18 protein-coding genes and 1 tRNA gene are annotated in these 16,758 nt (G+C 67.9%); 10 read left to right on the top strand and 9 right to left on the bottom strand.

Annotated features, from left to right (window positions below):
* The first annotated feature begins 49 nt into the window (after positions 1-49).
* Positions 50-1,405, top strand: coding sequence for an oxygen-independent coproporphyrinogen III oxidase (gene hemN / locus F3H32_RS01615; RefSeq protein WP_115756304.1), 1,356 nt, complete (start codon positions 50-52; stop codon positions 1,403-1,405).
* Positions 1,406-1,492: 87 nt separating this feature from the next.
* Here the strand turns inward: hemN and polA are convergent, their stop codons facing one another.
* Both polA and F3H32_RS01605 read right to left on the bottom strand, forming a co-directional pair.
* The gene (gene polA, locus F3H32_RS01610; protein ID WP_149763826.1) at positions 1,493-4,312 is read right to left on the bottom strand and encodes a DNA polymerase I; all 2,820 of its coding nucleotides are present in this window, start codon (positions 4,310-4,312) and stop codon (positions 1,493-1,495) included.
* 159 nt (positions 4,313-4,471) lie between these two features.
* Positions 4,472-4,660, bottom strand: coding sequence for a zinc-finger domain-containing protein (locus F3H32_RS01605; RefSeq protein ID WP_149763824.1), 189 nt, complete (start codon positions 4,658-4,660; stop codon positions 4,472-4,474).
* Between the two features lie 69 nt (positions 4,661-4,729).
* Between F3H32_RS01605 and F3H32_RS01600 the strand changes: the two genes are divergently transcribed.
* On the top strand, positions 4,730-5,689 hold the full coding sequence (locus tag F3H32_RS01600; RefSeq protein WP_149763822.1) for an ABC transporter ATP-binding protein: 960 nt from the start codon (positions 4,730-4,732) through the stop codon (positions 5,687-5,689).
* Here the strand turns inward: F3H32_RS01600 and F3H32_RS01595 are convergent.
* Positions 5,677-6,051: an HIT domain-containing protein gene (locus F3H32_RS01595; protein ID WP_149763820.1), complete on the bottom strand. Its 375-nt coding sequence runs from the start codon at positions 6,049-6,051 to the stop codon at positions 5,677-5,679. The genes F3H32_RS01600 and F3H32_RS01595 overlap by 13 nt on opposite strands.
* A gap of 11 nt (positions 6,052-6,062) precedes the next feature.
* Entirely contained in the window at positions 6,063-7,640 is a 1,578-nt protein-coding gene (locus F3H32_RS01590) for a DUF5928 domain-containing protein (RefSeq protein ID WP_149764205.1), read from the bottom strand.
* 159 nt (positions 7,641-7,799) lie between these two features.
* Between F3H32_RS01590 and F3H32_RS01585 the strand changes: the two genes are divergently transcribed.
* From F3H32_RS01585 to F3H32_RS01570, 4 genes are all read left to right on the top strand, one after another.
* The gene (locus tag F3H32_RS01585; protein WP_149763818.1) at positions 7,800-8,618 is read left to right on the top strand and encodes a sulfotransferase family protein; all 819 of its coding nucleotides are present in this window, start codon (positions 7,800-7,802) and stop codon (positions 8,616-8,618) included.
* Between the two features lie 290 nt (positions 8,619-8,908).
* Positions 8,909-9,115, top strand: a complete 207-nt coding sequence (gene rpmF / locus F3H32_RS01580; RefSeq protein ID WP_011748153.1) for a 50S ribosomal protein L32 — start codon at positions 8,909-8,911, stop codon at positions 9,113-9,115.
* A 17-nt stretch (positions 9,116-9,132) separates the two neighbouring features.
* On the top strand, positions 9,133-10,245 hold the full coding sequence (gene plsX / locus F3H32_RS01575) for a phosphate acyltransferase PlsX (protein ID WP_149763816.1): 1,113 nt from the start codon (positions 9,133-9,135) through the stop codon (positions 10,243-10,245).
* Positions 10,245-11,216, top strand: coding sequence for a beta-ketoacyl-ACP synthase III (locus tag F3H32_RS01570; RefSeq protein WP_149763814.1), 972 nt, complete (start codon positions 10,245-10,247; stop codon positions 11,214-11,216). Before plsX ends, F3H32_RS01570 begins: the two co-directional genes overlap by 1 nt.
* 8 nt (positions 11,217-11,224) lie before the next feature.
* Here F3H32_RS01570 and F3H32_RS01565 read toward each other — a convergent pair whose 3' ends face one another.
* Positions 11,225-11,500, bottom strand: a complete 276-nt coding sequence (locus tag F3H32_RS01565) for a DksA/TraR family C4-type zinc finger protein (protein WP_149763812.1) — start codon at positions 11,498-11,500, stop codon at positions 11,225-11,227.
* 211 nt (positions 11,501-11,711) lie between these two features.
* Here F3H32_RS01565 and ihfA point away from each other — a divergent pair, with 211 nt between their 5' ends.
* The 4 genes from ihfA (at position 11,712) to F3H32_RS01545 (ending at position 13,895) form a co-directional block, all read left to right on the top strand.
* Positions 11,712-12,023 carry an integration host factor subunit alpha gene (gene ihfA, locus F3H32_RS01560; protein ID WP_115756313.1) on the top strand — a complete coding sequence of 104 codons (312 nt, stop codon included), beginning with the start codon at positions 11,712-11,714 and terminating at the stop codon, positions 12,021-12,023.
* Positions 12,020-12,565: a MerR family transcriptional regulator gene (locus F3H32_RS01555; RefSeq protein WP_149763810.1), complete on the top strand. Its 546-nt coding sequence runs from the start codon at positions 12,020-12,022 to the stop codon at positions 12,563-12,565. Before ihfA ends, F3H32_RS01555 begins: the two co-directional genes overlap by 4 nt.
* Positions 12,566-12,689: 124 nt before the next feature.
* Positions 12,690-12,767 (top strand) — tRNA-Pro (locus F3H32_RS01550).
* Between the two features lie 60 nt (positions 12,768-12,827).
* Positions 12,828-13,895, top strand: coding sequence for a 2'-deoxycytidine 5'-triphosphate deaminase (locus F3H32_RS01545; RefSeq protein WP_149763808.1), 1,068 nt, complete (start codon positions 12,828-12,830; stop codon positions 13,893-13,895).
* A gap of 77 nt (positions 13,896-13,972) precedes the next feature.
* On the opposite strand, the gene F3H32_RS01540 is transcribed toward F3H32_RS01545, so the two are convergent.
* From F3H32_RS01540 to nagZ, 4 genes are read right to left on the bottom strand one after another with little or no spacing between them, the layout of a single operon-like run.
* A complete protein-coding gene (locus F3H32_RS01540; protein ID WP_223191315.1) occupies positions 13,973-14,161 on the bottom strand; it encodes a hypothetical protein in 189 nt (62 codons plus the stop codon).
* 24 nt (positions 14,162-14,185) lie between these two features.
* Positions 14,186-14,848, bottom strand: a complete 663-nt coding sequence (gene scpB / locus F3H32_RS01535; RefSeq protein WP_149763804.1) for an SMC-Scp complex subunit ScpB — start codon at positions 14,846-14,848, stop codon at positions 14,186-14,188.
* A complete protein-coding gene (locus tag F3H32_RS01530; protein ID WP_149763802.1) occupies positions 14,845-15,702 on the bottom strand; it encodes a segregation and condensation protein A in 858 nt (285 codons plus the stop codon). Before F3H32_RS01530 ends, scpB begins: the two co-directional genes overlap by 4 nt.
* A 60-nt stretch (positions 15,703-15,762) precedes the next feature.
* On the bottom strand, positions 15,763-16,749 hold the full coding sequence (gene nagZ, locus F3H32_RS01525; RefSeq protein WP_149763800.1) for a beta-N-acetylhexosaminidase: 987 nt from the start codon (positions 16,747-16,749) through the stop codon (positions 15,763-15,765).
* Positions 16,750-16,758 lie beyond the last annotated feature (9 nt).

The raw sequence follows: 16,758 nt of genomic DNA, 5'->3' as shown, positions 1-16,758 counted from the left end.
TTGATTTGGGTCAAGGTCCTGGCGCGTGGTCAGGGCTAGCTATAGCAACATGGAACAACAATCGCAACTTGAGCGGCTGGGACTGTTTGACGCGCGCGTGCCGCGCTATACCAGCTATCCGACCGCGCCGCATTTCACCCCCGCCGTGGGCGAGCCGGTCTTTCGCGACTGGATTGCCGCGATCCCCGCCGGCGCCGCGATCTCGCTCTATATGCATGTGCCGTTCTGCCGGCGGCTGTGCTGGTTCTGCGCCTGCCGGACCCAGGGCACCCAGTCCGACGAGCCGGTGCGCGCCTATGCCAAGGCGCTGCTCGCCGAGCTTGAGATGCTGAGATCGGCCCTGGCGCCCGGCGTCAAATTGTCGCGGCTGCATTGGGGCGGCGGCACGCCGACCCTGATGCCGCCCGACATGATGCGCCAGGTCGCCGGTGCGGTCCTCGATGTCTTTCCGCTGGCCGAGGGCGCCGAATTCTCGGTCGAGATCGACCCGAACGAGATCGACGAGGCGCGCATGGACGCCCTGGCCGAGGCGGGGCTGACCCGCGCCTCGATCGGGGTGCAGGATTTCGATCCCGAGATCCAGAAGGTCATCGGCCGCGAGCAAAGCTTCGAGGTTACGAAGCGCGCCGTGGACATGATCCGCGACCGCGGCATCGCCAGCCTGAACGCCGACATCCTTTACGGCCTGCCGCATCAGGACCCGCGCCGCATCGCCGAATCGGTGCAGAAGCTTTTGGCGCTTTCGCCCGACCGGGTGGCGCTTTACGGCTATGCCCATGTGCCCTGGATGGCCAAGCGCCAGGTGATGATCCCGTCCGAGGCCCTGCCCGATCCGCATGGCCGGCTGCGCCTGTTCGAGACCGCGCGCAAGCTGTTCCTGGCCGATGGCTATGACGAAATCGGCATCGACCATTTCGCCCGCCCCGGCGACGGGCTGGCCCGCGCCCAAAAGGCCGGGCTGCTGCGGCGCAATTTCCAGGGCTATACCGACGACCGGGCCGAGGTTCTGGTGGGGCTGGGCGCTTCGTCCATCTCGCGCTTTCCCCAGGGCTACGCGCAGAACGCCCCCGCCACCGGCGCGCATCTGGCCAAGATCCGCGCCGGGCGCTTCTCGACCACGCGCGGCCATGCCTTCTCGGCCGAGGATCGCTGGCGCTCGCGCATGATCGAGGCGCTGATGTGCGATTTCGAGATCCGGGCCGAGGAATGCATCCGCGACCACGGTTTCGACGCCGAAAGCCTGGCCCAGGTCTTCGCCCCCGTCGCCGCGCATTTCGGCGAGATGGTGGAAACCGACGCCGCCGGCCTGCGCATCACGCCCAAGGGGCGGCCGCTGACCCGGATGATCGCCCGCATGTTCGACGGCTACGACATGGCGGCATCGGGCCATTCCGCCGCGATATAACGGCAGCGGCGCGGGCCGCCACGGCCCGCCGCCCTTGCCGCTTCGCCGCATACCCCCTGCGGCCGCGCCGCGCCGATCAGGGCGCGCTTAGTGCGCCTGGGCCCAGTTCAGGCCATGGCCGGCATCGACGATCAGCGGCACGTCCAGCCGCACCGCCGGATCGGCCGCGCCCTGCATGATGCCGCGCGCCGCCTCGATCAGCTCAGCCACCGCGCCTTCCTCGACCTCGAAGACCAGTTCGTCATGCACCTGAAGCAGCATCCGCGCCGGCAGGTGGCGGATGGCGTCGGGCATGCGGATCATGGCGCGGCGGATGATGTCGGCCGCCGCCCCCTGGATCGGCGCGTTGATCGCCGCCCGCCGCGCGCCGCCGGCCGCCGGCCCCGACTGGTTGATGCCCGGCGTCATGATGCGGCGGCCAAACAGCGTGCGCACGAAACCGTCCTGCTTGGCCCCGGCCACGGTGCGGTCCATATAGGCGCGGATCTCGGGGAAACGCTCGAAATAGGTGTCGATGAAGGACTGCGCCTCGGCCCGCGGAATGCGCAGGTTGCGCGCCAGGCCGAAGCCTGAAATGCCATAGATCACCCCGAAATTGATCGCCTTGGCGCGACGCCGGACGCTTGGGTCCATGCCTTCGACCGGCACGCCGAACATCTGGCTGGCCGTCATGGCATGGATGTCGATCCCGTCGCGGAAAGCCTGCTTCAGCGCCGGGATCTGCGCCACATGCGCCAGGATGCGCAGTTCGATCTGGCTATAGTCCAGGCTGACCAGCCGCATCCCCGGCCCGGCGACAAAGGCCTCGCGGATGCGCCGCCCCTCCTCGGTCCTGACCGGGATGTTTTGCAGGTTCGGATCGGTCGAGGCCAGCCGCCCGGTCTGCGCCCCGGCGATGGAATAGCAGGTATGGACCCGCCCAGTCTCGGGGTTCACATGCAGGGGCAGCGCATCGGTATAGGTCGATTTCAGCTTGGAAATCGCCCGCCAGTCCAGCACCCGGCCCGGCAGTTCGTGGCCTTCGGCGGCCAGGTCCTCCAGCACCTCGGCGCCGGTGGAATAGGCGCCGGTCTTGCCCTGCTTGCCCCCCGCCAGGCCCATGCGCTGGAACAGGATCTCGCCCAACTGCTTGGGGCTGCCGACGTTGAAGGGGCCACCGGCCAGTTCATGGATCTCGGCCTCCAGCGCCGCCATCTTCTGGGCAAAGGCGCTGGACATGCGGCGCAGGTGATCCGAATCGATGCGGATGCCGGCCATTTCCATATCGGCCAGCACCGCGACCATCGGCCGCTCCAGCCGCTCATAGGCGGTGGCGACATGGTTCGCGGCCAGCCGGGGGCGCAGGTGATGCCACAGCCGCCAGGTCACCTCGGCATCCTCGGCGGCATATTCGCTGGCCTTGTCGATGGCCACCTGCGAGAAATTGATCTGCGCCTTGCCCGAGCCGATCAGTTCCTTGATCGGCAGGCAGCGATGGCCCAGATACAGGTCGGCCAACTCGTCCATGCCGTGGTTATGCGCCCCGGCGTTCAACGCATAGGACAGCAGCATGGTATCGTCCAAGGGCGCCATGCGGATGCCGTGCCGGGCCAGCATCTTCCAATCATACTTGATGTTCTGGCCGATCTTCAGCACCGCCGGATCTTCCAGGACCGGCTTCAGCATCGCCAGCGCCCGCTCGCGCTCCATCTGCCCCGCAGCCCGCGCGCCCGAGCCGAAAAGGTCGGCGGCGCCGTCGACATGGCCCAGCGGCAGATAGGCCGCCCGCCCCGGCCCGGTGCAAAGCGAAACCCCGACCAGTTCGGCCTGCATGTCGTCCAGCCCGGTGGTCTCGGTGTCGATGGCGACCACGCCCTTCTCGGCGATCTCGGCCAGCCATTCGGCCAGCACCGCCTCGTCGCGGATGGTGACGTAAAGGCTGCGGTCGATGGCCGGCAGCTCGACCGCCGGCGCGGCGGCGGGGCCGGCGACGGCAGCCGGCACCGGCGCCGCCTCGGCCATGGTCGGCGCCTCGGTCCCGAAACGTTCGGCCACGCGCTTGGTCAGGCTGCGCAGCTCCATGCGGGCCAGGAAATCCAGCAGCGCCTCGGGTTCCGGCTCGCGGATTTCCAGGCTCTCCAGGTTGAAATCCAGCGCCATCCGGCAATCCAGTTCGACCAGCCGCCGCGAGATGCGGATCTGCTCGGCATGGTCGATCAGCGTCTGGCGGCGCTTGGGCTGCCGGATCTCCTCGGCACGCGCCAGCAGAGTTTCAAGATCTCCGTATTCCTCAATCAGTTGCGCGGCGGTCTTGATGCCGATTCCCGGCGCGCCCGGCACGTTGTCGATGGAATCGCCGGCAAGGGCCTGCACATCCACCACCCGCTCGGGGCCGACGCCGAACTTCTCGCGCACCTCGTCGGGGCCGATGGGCTTGCCCTTGATCGGGTCCATCATCTCGACCCCGCCGCCGACAAGCTGCATCAGGTCCTTGTCGCTGCTGATGATCGTCACACGCCCGCCGGCATCGCGCGCCTGGCAAGCCAGGCTGGCGATGATGTCGTCGGCCTCGAACCCCTCGGTCTCGATGCAGGCGATGTTGAAGGCCCGCGTCGCCTCGCGGGTCAGGGGGAATTGCGGGCGCAGATCCTCGGGCGGCTCGGGCCGGTTCGCCTTGTAGAGCGGATAGATGTCATTGCGAAAGGTCCGCGCCGAATGGTCGAAGATCACCGCGGCATGGGTCGGCTGGTCGGATCCCTTGCCGTCCTGAAGGTATTTCCACACCATGTTGCAAAAGCCCGCCACCGCCCCCATCGGCAGCCCGTCCGAGCGGCGGGTCAGCGGCGGCAGCGCGTGATAGGCGCGAAAGATAAAGGCCGAACCGTCGATCAGGTGCAGGTGATGGCCCTTGCCGAATCCGTCCGTCATATGCGCCCCATCCTATAGCCGACCTTGAAAGGCCCCTTACTGCCACGAAGCGCCGCCGGGGCCAAGGCCGCGGCCCCGCCTTCTTTCGTGCCCAAATATCCCCGCCGGAGGCCGGCAACCGCGCCGCCCCGGCAAGGCCGCAATCCGCAAGCGGCGCGCCTAGTGATCGTCCTGCGCGTGCTCGCGGTCGATCACGAAGCGCTTGTCGCAATAGCCGCAATCCACCCAGCCGGTATCGCGCGGAATCGCCAGCCAGACCCGCGGATGGCCCAGGCCCCGCGCCTCGTCGCCGTCGCAGGCGACCTTCCAGGTGGTGACGGTCTGGATCTCGGGGGCCGGGATGGTCATGGCGGTTCCTTGAGCTTGGAGGACAAACGGGGTTAAACCGGCGGTGATCATAAGGAACGCCAAGAGCCGATGCCAGCCCCCAAGCCCAGCCCGAACGCCATCGAAATCAGCGGTCTGACCAAGACCTATGCCGCCGCCGGCCAGGCGCCGGCCAAACATGCGCTCAGGGGGCTCGACCTGGCGATTCCTGCCGGCTCCATCTTCGGGCTCCTGGGACCGAACGGCGCCGGGAAATCCACCACCATCAACATTCTGGCCGGTCTGGTGCGCAAGACCTCGGGCAAGGTGACGATCTGGGGCTTCGACCAGGACGTGAACCCGCGCCAGTCCCGCGCCGCCATCGGCGTCATGCCGCAGGAACTCAACATCGACCCCTTCCTGTCGCCCCGCGCCAGCCTGGAGGTGCAGGCCGGGCTATACGGCGTGCCCAAGCGCGAACGCTGGACCGACGATCTGCTGGAACTGGTGGGGCTGACCGAACAGGCGGAAAGCTATACGCGCAACCTCTCGGGCGGCATGAAGCGGCGGCTGCTTCTGGCCAAGGCGCTGGTGCACCGGCCGCAGATCCTGGTCCTGGACGAGCCGACGGCGGGCGTGGACATCCAGCTGCGCGAGATGCTGTGGCGCAACGTGCGCAGGCTCAACGACCAGGGCATGACCATTATCCTGACCACCCATTACCTGGAAGAGGCCGAGCAGATGTGCGATCGCATCGCCATCGTCGACCGGGGCGAGCTGGTGCTGTGCGAAGACACCGCCGCCTTGCTGGGGCGGGCCGATTCCAAGACGCTGGTGGTCGATACCGGCGCAGATCGCGCGCTGCCCGCCCTGCCCGAAGGGGTGCGGGCCGAGCGGCGCGACGACGGAAGGCTCGCGCTCAGCTACGCGCCCTCGCGCGTTGCCGCGGACGGGCTGATCGATGCGCTGCGGGCGGCCCATCTGCCGATCCGCGACGTGGCGGTCGAGGCGCCGGACCTGGAGGATGTCTTCGTCCAGCTGACCTCTCGCCCGGCGGCTCAGCCCGGCTGAACCATCCGGCCCATGTCCCGGCCGCCCAGGATATGCATGTGGAAATGCGGGACTTCCTGAACGCCATGCTCGCCGGCATTGGTGATGGCGCGGAAACCCTGCCCGCCATCCAGCGCCACGCCCAGCTCGCGCGTGGCCTGGGCCAGGGCGCGGTGGAAATCGACGATCTCGGCATCCGGCGCATTGGCGGCGAAATCGTCATAGCTGACATAGGCGCCCTTGGGGATCACCAGCACATGCACCGGCGCCTGCGGCCGGATGTCGCGGAAAACCAGCGTATGCTCGGTCTCCAGCACGGTGTCGTTGGGGATCTCGCCGCGCAGGATGCGGGCAAAGATGTTGCTGTCGTCATAGGCAGGCATGCAGGCTCTCCTCAATCGCTGAACAGGTGGTCGGTCCGGGCAAGCGCCAGCCCGGTCTCGGCCGGCACGTCCAGGAAACGCGCCAGTTGCGCGGCGTTCTCCTCGGCATGACGCCAGGGGGCCATGGAATGAAGCCCGGCAAGATCCATGTCGCGCAGCCGCTCGGCCTCGTGCTCCAGATCGGCGCGCACCATGGGCAGCAGCCGCTCGATCACCTCGGGGGCCGTCTCGCTGCCGGCCAGCCCCACGCGGGCGATATGGCCGCGCAGATAGTCGTCGTCGAACTGTGAATCGATCAGCAGGACGCGGGTATCCGCCTTGTCCGAGGTCAGGTCCTGGATCAGGTGCAGCGCCGAAGGGTCAAGGCACAGCACCAGCCGGTGCGATTCGAAATGCTGAAACAGCAGCCGGATCAGCGCCCGGCGGTGGCGGTCGCGCTTTTCCAGGGTGGTTTCGACCCCGCCCAGGTCCGGCAGATGCGCCTCGATCTCGTTGAAGACGAAATCCACCGCCGGGATCGCGGTGTGGCGGCGGATCGCATCGGTCAGCCGCTTGGCCACATGCCATTTCTTGGCCACCACCAGAAGCAGCGAGTTATCACGGCCCAGGCTGCCCTCGGCTTCCCAGAACCGCTGGCCGAAGCGCCGCCCGACCCGGCCGCGGGCGGTGACAAAGCGAAACAGCCCCGTCGCCTCGTTCGAGATCGGGAAATGCACCCCGCCGGCCGTCCACAGCGCCCCCAGCCGCTCGCGCAGGCGGATCGCCTCGGGGCTGATCTTGCGCGCAAACAGGTAGTTCTGCCCCAGCAACAGGTCGTAATGGTCGTTATAAAAGGTGACGGGCATGCCGTAATCGGTAAAGACCAGATAGGTGAGGGTCCGCGAACGGATCTCGCGCCGGGGCACGACATGGGCCACGATGGTCTGGAAAAAGGTCTCGTCCGGGATCCAGGTCGTCGCGAAGAACCCCATCACCTCGGGGCGGCCGGCGCAGAAATTCAGCACCTTCTCGACCGTCTGGCGGCGCAGGCACCACCATTGCGAGCCGATCATGACCTGGATGTCGGCCGGCACCGCGCGGGTCAGGCCGAATCGCTTTTGCAGCTCGTAGCTGGTATAGAACAGCCATTTCTGCGTGCGCTCGTTGAACCAGTGCCGATAGACCAGCCGCTCTTCCTTGAAGCCGGTCTTGATCCAGTCCGATTCGAAGAAATCGAAATTCTCGATATAGTCGCAATCCTCGCCGTCCAGAAAGCCATGGGCGTATTCGGCCGACTTGATCGGCATGCAATCCCCGGACAGCATGTAGAAATGCGTGGCCAGCGGAAAGGCGGCGACGGCGGCGCGCACCGCCTCCAGCGTGGCGCCGACCAGCGACCATTCGCCCCAGCCGCATTTCCAGCGCCGCTGCGCAAAGACCACCGAAGGGTTGTCGGCCAGCGCCGCGCGGATCATCTCGAAATCGCGCATATTGGCCCGGCCGTCGAAATGGATCGAGACGTAATCGCCCGAGCCGGTCAGCCGGCGGGCCTGCGCCACCACCCCCTTGGGATCCTTGTGGCAAAGCAGAATGAAGGCGATACGGGCCATCCAGATACTCATACGGTCCGCGGCGGCGGGAAACGCTCGCCGGCAGTTGAAACTCTGCCGGTGATTTGCTTTGTGTCCTTACCGATTTTGGCCGGGGGAGCAACCCGGCCCTGCCCCCGCTCGGGCCGGGTGCAGGTTTTGTTGAAGGGAAAGATCGAAATGGGTTTTCCGGGAACCTGGATGACGGAAAGCGAAAGCATGGTCTATCGCGTCGTCCCCAAATGCGCCTGCTCCTCCATCGGGCAGATCATGTTCCATTCCGACCACGGCCGCTATTTCGACGGCGACATCCACGATTCCACCACCGGGCTGCACAAGTGGAACCAGCCCGAAAGCCAGGCGCTGATCGAAGAGAACGTCAAGGCGCACAAGGCCCTGACCTTCACCTGCGTGCGCAACCCCTATGCGCGCGTCCTGTCCTCGTTCTTCGACAAGATCGCCGGCATCCAGCGCAACGGCAAGCGCTATCGCGGCAATCTCGTGCCGCAGCTGATGCAGCGCTACGGCGTCGATGTCGGCAGCGCCGAGAACGGTTTCGAATTCGACCAGGTCGCCAGCTTCCGCCGCTTCCTGCTGTTCGCCCGCGACACCATCCGCTGGCGCCGCCCGATGGAACCCGACATCCACTGGTCCGCCATGTCCGGCCATATCGCGACCTTCATCGTGAACGGCGGGCGCTACGACCAGATCTTCTTCACCGAGAAATTCAACGAAGGCATGCAAAAGGTGTTGGACGCGGCACCCACGCCGGTCAAGCTGGACGTGAACGAGGTGCCGAAATTCAACGAGTCCGAAGGCCACGGGCCAAAGCGCGCCCATAAGGTCAGCGACTATTTCGACGACCTGTCGCGCCACCTGGTCTGGGAGATCTACAAGAAGGACTTCCAGCTCTTCAAATACGACTTCGACGATCCCGACAACAAATTCCCCAAGGCCGAGGTCGACCTGGACGAGGTCCATGCAAAGCTGGGCCGCTAGCGGCTGCGGCGCCGCCTCGACCCCGGCTTCTTTCGTGCCCAAATATCCCCGCCGGAGGCAGCGGCGCGGCAGCGCCGCTTCTCTTGCAGTTTTCCCTTGCGCAATACGAAAATCCCGCTATTTTCCCGCCTTCATTCGACCGGCGGGGGTATCCCGGACCGCGGCCCCCGCCTTGTGAGCAGTTTTCGCAACTTGCGGCCCGCGGCTTCCTGGCCTATGCCCGCCCAGAACCGAACCCCGAATCCGGGGCTGCCCAAGCCGGCTGCCCCCCGAACCCTTGAGGTTGAGACATGGCCGTCCCTCAGAACCGAGTTACCCGCTCCCGCCGCAACATGCGCCGTTCGCATGATGCGCTTGTCGCCGGCAACCCGAACGAATGCTCGAACTGCGGCGAACTGAAGCGCCCGCATCACGTCTGCCCGTCCTGCGGCCATTACGCCGACCGCGAGGTCGTGGCCCAGGCCAATGAGGTCGACCTGGACGAAGACGCGGCCTGAGCGGATCGACCGCGGATATGGCTTCGGCAGATTCCAGCACTCCGCCTCGCGCCCCTGGCGACGGGGGCGGCGTGGTGATCTCGGTTGACGCGATGGGGGGCGACCGCGGCCCGGCGGCGGTGGTCGCCGGCATGGCGGAAAGCGCCGGAAAGAATTCCGACATCCGCTTCATCGTCCACGGCCCGCGCGCCGAACTGGAACGGCTGATCGCCCGCCGCGGCGATCTGGCGCAGCGTTGCGACATCCGCGACGCCGGCGGGGTCGTGACCATGGGCGACAAGCCCAGCCAGGTGCTGCGCAAAGGCGAGGGCACCTCGATGTGGTCCGCGCTCGAATCGGTGCGCCAAGGCGAGGCGACCGCCGCCGTCTCCTGCGGCAATACCGGGGCGCTGATGGCGCTTTCCATGCTGCGGCTGCGCAAGCTGCCGGGCGTGAACCGTCCCGCCATCGCCTGTCTCTGGCCCTCGCGCAATCCGCAAGGCTTCAACGTCATGCTCGACGTCGGCGCCGATATCCGCGCCGATGCCCAGGACCTGCTGACCTATGCGCTGATGGGCGCCTCTTATGCCCGCAACGGTTTCGGGCTGGAGCGGCCGCGCGTCGGCCTGCTCAATGTCGGGACCGAGGATCACAAGGGCCGGCCCGAGCTGAAACAGGCGCATGAGCTGATCCCCACCACGGCGCAGGCGGCGAATTTCGACTATGTCGGCTTCGTCGAGGGGGGCGACCTGCCCTCGGCCCGCGTCGACGTGATCGTCACCGACGGCTTTACCGGCAATGTCGCGCTGAAGACCGGCGAAGGCACCGCCAAGCTGGTGGGCGAATTGCTGAAAGAAGCGTTCGGCAAATCGGTGATGTCGAAATTTGCCGCGCTTCTGGCGATGGGTTCGCTCAAGCGGCTGCAAAAGCGCATCGACCCGCGCCGCGTCAATGGCGGCATATTCCTGGGGCTGAACGGGACGGTGGTGAAATCGCATGGCTCGGCCGATGCGACCGGCGTCTCGGCGGCGATCAAGCTGGCCTTCCGGCTGGCGCAGTCGGGCTTTCAGGACCGGCTGGCGGTCCGCGTGGCGCAATCCGTCGCGGCGGCCGGCGAAATCAAAGGCAGCAATGAAAGCGAGGCGTCCTGATGCGGCGTGCGATCGTCCGGGGAACCGGCCATTACCTGCCCGAGCGGGTGGTCGAGAATAGCTGGTTCGAGGACAAGCTGGACACCAGCGACGAATGGATCCGCGCCCGCACCGGGATCGAGCGGCGCCATTTTGCCGCCGACGACCAGCGCACCAGCGACCTGGGCATCCTGGCCGCGCAGGCGGCGCTGGCCGATGCCGGGCTTGAGCCCGGACAGATCGACGCGGTGATCGTGGCCACCTCGACCCCCGACCTGACCTTTCCCTCGGTCGCGACCATGGTGCAGGCCGGGCTGGGCATGCGGCACGGCTTCGCCTATGACCTGCAAGCGGTCTGCGCGGGCTTCGTCTATGCGCTGGCCAATGCCGATGCGATGATCCGCGCGGGCCTCGCGCAGCGAGTCCTGGTCATCGGGGCCGAGATTTTCAGCCGCATCATGGACTGGACCGACCGCGGCACCTGTGTGCTGTTCGGCGACGGCGCCGGCGCGCTGGTGCTGGAGGCGGCCGAGGGCCAGGGCTCCTCCGCGGATCGCGGCATCCTGGCAACCGACCTGAACAGCGACGGGCAATATCGCGACCTGCTTTACGTCGATGGCGGCGTCGCCAGCACCGGCACTGCCGGCCACCTGCGCATGCAGGGCAACCTGGTTTTCCGCCACGCGGTCGAGAAACTGGCTGATACCGCCCATCGCGCGCTGGACCGCGCCGGGCTGGACGCGGACCAGGTGGACTGGCTCGTGCCGCACCAGGCCAACCTGCGCATCATCGAGGCGACGGCCAAGCGCATGCGCCTGCCGATGGAAAAGGTGGTGCTGACGGTGGCCGATCACGGCAACACCTCGGCCGCCTCGATCCCGCTGGCCTTGTCGGTCGCCAATGCCCAGGGCCGCTTCAAGCCCGGCGACGTGCTGGTGGCCGAGGCGATCGGCGGCGGCCTCGCCTGGGGCTCCGTCGTGCTGCGCTGGTAGGCCGGCACCTATTTCAGCTGCGAATCCTTCGATCCGCGCCGGTTGATCCCGGCCCTTGGCCGCCAGGCCTTGTCGCGCCCCGATTGGCAGGCGACGCATAGCCGGACGCCGGGAATCGCCCGTCGCCGCGCCTCGGGGATGGGCTCGTCGCATTCTTCGCAAATGGCTGCGCTTTCCTGCGCGACACGCTGCGCATTGCGCAGCCGCATCCGCTCGATCGCTTCCTGCGTGGAAACCTCGATCTGCTCGTTCACCGCATCGTCGCGCGCCCAACCGCCAGCCATGTCACCCCGTCCCGCTTGCCCTTTCCCTTTCAAGATAGGCGCTGATTGCCGCAGTTCCAAGCAGGCGACCGGCAGCCATACGCGGGTGCTTGCGGATAAAGCGCGAATAACGCGGAACAAAATCCGCCGGCAAGGGAACGGAATCGGGCCGGGGTTGTTGACTCGGGGCCGTAAAGAAATCATCCTTCGCACCATTCAAGAGGTTTCCGAGATGAGCGACTCTACCCTGACCCGCATGGACCTGGCCGAGGCCGTGTTCCGTGAGGTAGGACTGTCCCGACACGAATCGGCCCAGCTTGTCGAAAGCGTGCTTGGCCATATCTCCGATGCGCTGGTGCGCGGCGAGCAGGTCAAGATCTCGTCCTTCGGCACGTTTTCGGTCCGCGACAAGAACGAACGCATCGGCCGCAATCCCAAGACCGGGGAAGAGGTGCCGATCACGCCGCGCCGGGTGCTGTCCTTCCGGCCCTCGCATCTGATGAAGGATCGGGTGGCGGCCGGCAACAGGCGCAAGGGCCGATGAGCAAATCCCCCGACGCCTTCCGCTCGATCGGAGAGGTCTCGCGCCTCGTGGGCGTCGCGCCGCATGTGCTGCGGTATTGGGAATCGCAATTCACCCAGCTTGCTCCGGTGAAACGCGCCGATGGCCGGCGCTATTACCGCCCCGACGACGTGCGCCTGGCCGCCGGGCTTTGCCAGGTGCTGCGCGAGGAAGGGCTCAGCATCCGCGGCGCCAAGCGGCTGATCGCCGCCGATCGCGGCGCCGCGCTGCGTGCCGTGGGCGCCGCCCGCCTAGGAGAGGCGCCGGGCGACGCCGACCCGCCCGCCCCGGCGGTGCGCCTGATGCGGCCCGACCCCCCGCCTGCCGCAAAACCGCCGCAGCGGGTCCGGCAGGCCGAATCGCTGCCGCTTTTCGACGCGCGGCCTGCCCCACCATCCGCCGCGGCCCCATGGCTGGACCGGCTGGTCGGCGCTGCGCTAGCCTTGCGCCAGCATGAATTTCAGGGCAAGCCGCTGCCGCCGCAGGCAAAATCCCTGCGCGATGCGCTCGCCGGCCTGCGCTGACCCGCGTGGCCTGCCACTTTTCGCCCCCCGGCGGCCGCCGGCGCAGGACAATCGAAATTCTTGCCGAATTTTCCGCGCTTGGCCCCTTGTGCTGGCCGCCCGCTTCGCTCTATATGCCCCTCGTCGGGCCGTGGCGCAGCCTGGTTAGCGCGTCCGTCTGGGGGGCGGAAGGCCGCGAGTTCGAATCTCGCCGGCCCGACCATTCCGAAAACGCCCATCCCCAACCGGGGGTGGGCGTTTCCTGTTTCCGAAAGGGTTTCGCGTGAACGGTGTCCTTCCCGATACGACCCTGCGCCAGTTGATCGCCAATGGCGCGATCTCGGCCAGCCGGCCCATCCTGCCCGAACAGGTCCAGCCCGCCAGCCTGGACCTGCGCCTGGGCACCACGGCCTGGCGGCTGCGCGCCTCGTTCCTGGCCGGGCGCGGCCGCAAGGTCAGCGACCGGCTGCGGGATTTCGAGATGCACCGCATGGACCTTGCCGGCGGCGCGGTGCTGGAAAAAGGCTGCGTCTACCTGGTGCCGCTGATGGAGCGGCTGTCCCTGCCCCAGGGCCTGGACGCGGTCGCCAATGCCAAAAGCTCGACCGGCCGGCTCGACCTGCTGACGCGGCTGGTCACGGACGAAGGCACCGAATTCGACCGCCTGCCCCAGGGCTATGACGGCCCGATCTATGCCGAAATCTGCCCGCGCAGCTTTTCGGTCCTGGTGCGGCCGGGGATGCGGCTGAACCAGTTGCGGCTGCGACAGGGCCAGGCCACGCTAAGCGATGCCGAATTGCGCGACCTGCACGGGCGCGAGCCGCTGGTGACGGGCGCGGCGCTGATCGACGACGGGCTGGGCTTTTCGGTCGACCTGCGGCCGCAGTCCGGCGACCTGGTCGGCTATCGCGCCCGGCCGCATAGCGGGGTCATCGATCTTGACCGCATCGGCGCCTATCAGGCGCGCGATTTCTGGGACGCGTTGCGGACCACCGACGGCCAGCTGATCCTCGACCCCGGCGCATTCTATATCCTGGTCAGCCGGGAATCGGTGGCGATCCCCCCCGATTACGCCGCGGAAATGGCGCCTTATCTGGCGATGGTGGGCGAATTCCGGGTCCATTACGCCGGTTTCTTCGACCCAGGTTTCGGCCATGGCAGCGCCGGCCAGGGGGCGCGCGGGGTGCTGGAGGTGCGCTGCCACGAGGCGCCATTCGCGCTGGAACACGGCCAGACCGTCGGCCGGCTGGTCTATGAACGAATGGCCGCGCGGCCCGAGCGGCTCTATGGCAGCGGCATCGCCTCGAACTACCAGGGCCAGGGCCTGAAACTGGCCAAGCAGTTCGCCTGATCCCCAGCCTTTCCATTCTTCCGTGGCGAAATATCCTGGGGGGCCGCGCGCCAGCGCGGTGGGGGCAAAGCCCCCTGCTAACGCAGCCGCCGGGTGATCCGGGCGGCCTGCCGGGCGCGCTTGACCGCTTCGCGCGCGGCCCTTTCGCGGCTTCTTTGCTGCGGCGTCTGCTTTTCCCCCGGCTTGGGCGCGTTCATCCTGCGAATGCCCCAATTCAGCATCCGGTTGCTTGCCATGCGGATCAGCATATTGATAATGCCGTTCATATTCATCTTCTTACGTTCCGTTGTTCATTCACTTTCGAATAAATCCTCGGCCTGGCCGCCGGTCTCTTCGTCCGTTTCGCCATCGAACAGCCCCGGCGCCAAGCCCTCGCCCGGCGGGCGGGAATCCAGCAGGCCGGCGGCCCGCAATTCCGCCAGGCCCGGCAGGTCGCGGGCGCTTTCCAAGCCGAAATGATCCAGGAAAACCTCGGTCACGACGAAAGTCACCGGCCGCCCCGGCGTCTGGCGGCGGCGGCCGATGCGCACCCAGCCCAGTTCGATCAGTTGGTCCAGCGTGCCGCGGCTGACGGCGACGCCGCGGATCTCTTCGATCTCGGCGCGGGTCACGGGCTGGTGATAGGCGATGATCGCCAGGGTCTCGGTCGCGGCGCGCGACAGGCGCCGGCTTTCGACGACGCTTTCCTGCATCAGAAAGCCCAGGTCGGCGGCGGTGCGAAAGGCCCAGGCGTCGCCCGCGCGCGCCAGTTGCACCCCCCGCCCCTCGTAGCGGGCGCGCAGCGCGCGCAGCGCCTCGGCCGCGTCGCAGCCGGCGGGCAGGCGGGCGGCGATCTCGCGCGCGCTCATCGGCTCGGCCGCGGCGAACAGGATCGCCTCGACCATGCGCTCCTGCTCGGCCGGGGGCGGCGGCGGGAAACGCTGCGGATCGGGGGCTGGATCGTCGCGGCTCATTGCGGCCGCCTGCGGATGGTGATCGGCGCGAAACTGCCCGCCTGGGCGATCTCAAGCCTGCCCTGGCGCGCCAGCTCCAGCGTGGCGGCAAAGGTCGCCGCGGTGGCCGAGCGGCGGCGCTGCGGGTCGCCGTCCCAGCCCTCGGGCAGGAAATCGGCCAGTTCCGTCCAGCCCCCGGCATAGCCGATCAGCCCGCGCACCCGCTCCAGCGCCTGTTCCATGCTCAGCACGTCGCGGCGGTCAAAGGCATAGGGCCGGAACTCGTCGCGGGTGCGCAGCCTGGCATAGGCGCGCATCAGGTCGATCAACCCGGCCTGCCAGGCGACCTGGCGCTGGCGGGCAACGGTTTCGGGCGCGCCGCGGGCGAAACGGTCCTGTCCCAGCCGGTCGCGGGCCATCAGCCGCGCCGCCGCCTCGCGCATGGCATTGAGCCGCTCAAGCTGAAAGGCCAGATGCGCCGCCATGTCCTCGGCGCTGGGGCCTTCGGCCTCGGGGTCGGGCGGCAGCAGCAGGCGCGATTTCAGATAGGCAAGCCAGGCCGCCATCACCAGGTAATCCGCCGCCAGTTCGATGCGCAGCGCGCGGGCCTTGTCGACAAAGGCCAGATACTGGTCGGCAAGCTCCAGCACCGAGACCTGCATCAGGTCGACCTTTTGCGTGCGCGACAGGGTCAGAAGCAGGTCCAGCGGCCCTTCGAAGCCGGAGACGTCGACGACCAGCACCTCTTCGGCGCGGCGCTCGGCCGCCGGCTGCGGCGCGAGCCCCGGCAGATGCGGCGCCGGATCCGTCCGGGGATCCGGCTGGGCGCGCGCCTGGGGGTCGGGCACGGGGGTCAGGTAGGGCACCTTGGTCATGTCGCGTCCAGGCAAGGGAACCTGCGCAGAATCCGCCATAGGCCGGGCTTAGTCAACGGGTCAAGCCGCCGGCCCGGCAAGCGCCGCCAGTTCGGCCCGCAGCGCCGCGGCCTCATGCGGCACCGGCGCGTCGCGCAGGGCCAGGGCCGCCTGGCCCCGCGCCACGGCGCGCGGCGCCATGGCGCCGGCGGCCGCGACGATCTCTTCCATCTGCGCCACGGTTTCGTTGCAGGACAGCACCAGGTCGCAGCCGGCGGCAATGGTGGCGGCGGCGCGCGCGGCCAGGCTGCCCGACAGCGCCTGCATGCCGATGTCGTCGGACATCAGCAGCCCCTCAAAGCCGATCTCGCGCCGGATCATCCTGACCACCGGGGCCGAGGCCGTGGCGGGCGCGTCGTCCAGCGCGACAAAGCGGATATGCGCGGTCATCGCCATGGGCAGGTCGGCCAGCGCGCGAAACGGGGCAAAATCCGTGGCGCGCAGTTCTTCCAGCGACGCCTCGACCACCGGCAGGTCCTTGTGGCTGTCCACCCGCGCCCGGCCATGGCCCGGCATGTGCTTGATGACCGGCAGCACCCCCGCGGCCAGCATCGCCTGCGCCGCGATGCGGCCCAGGCGGATCACCGTGCCGGCATCGGCGCCAAGGCAGCGGTCCTTCAGGAAGGGATGCGTGTCGTCGCGGGCGATGTCCAGCACCGGGGCGCAATCGGCATCTATGCCCACGGCGCGCAGTTCCTGCGCCATCAGGTGATGATGCAGCCAGATCGCCCGTTCGCCGCGTCCGGCCTGGACCAGGGGCGCGGGCCAGTCGGTCCAATGCGGCGCGCGCAGGCGTTGGACGCGCCCGCCTTCCTGGTCGACCAGCACCGGCGCGTCGCGGCCCAGGGCATCGCGCAAGTCGCCGGTCAGCCGGCGCAGGCGGTCGGGCGTGTCGACATTCCGCGCAAACAGGATAAATCCCCAAGGGTCGGCGGCGCGAAAGAAATCGCGCTCGGCCCGGCTCAACTCCGGGCCGGCGATGCCGCCAAGAATCGTGGCGCTGGTCACGTCAGCGGC

Origin of the sequence: Paracoccus thiocyanatus, from assembly GCF_900156255.1 — a bacterium.
Classification (GTDB): domain Bacteria; phylum Pseudomonadota; class Alphaproteobacteria; order Rhodobacterales; family Rhodobacteraceae; genus Paracoccus; species Paracoccus thiocyanatus.
Note: the sequence above shows the minus strand (reverse complement) of the source record. Positions and strands in the feature narration are given on the sequence as shown.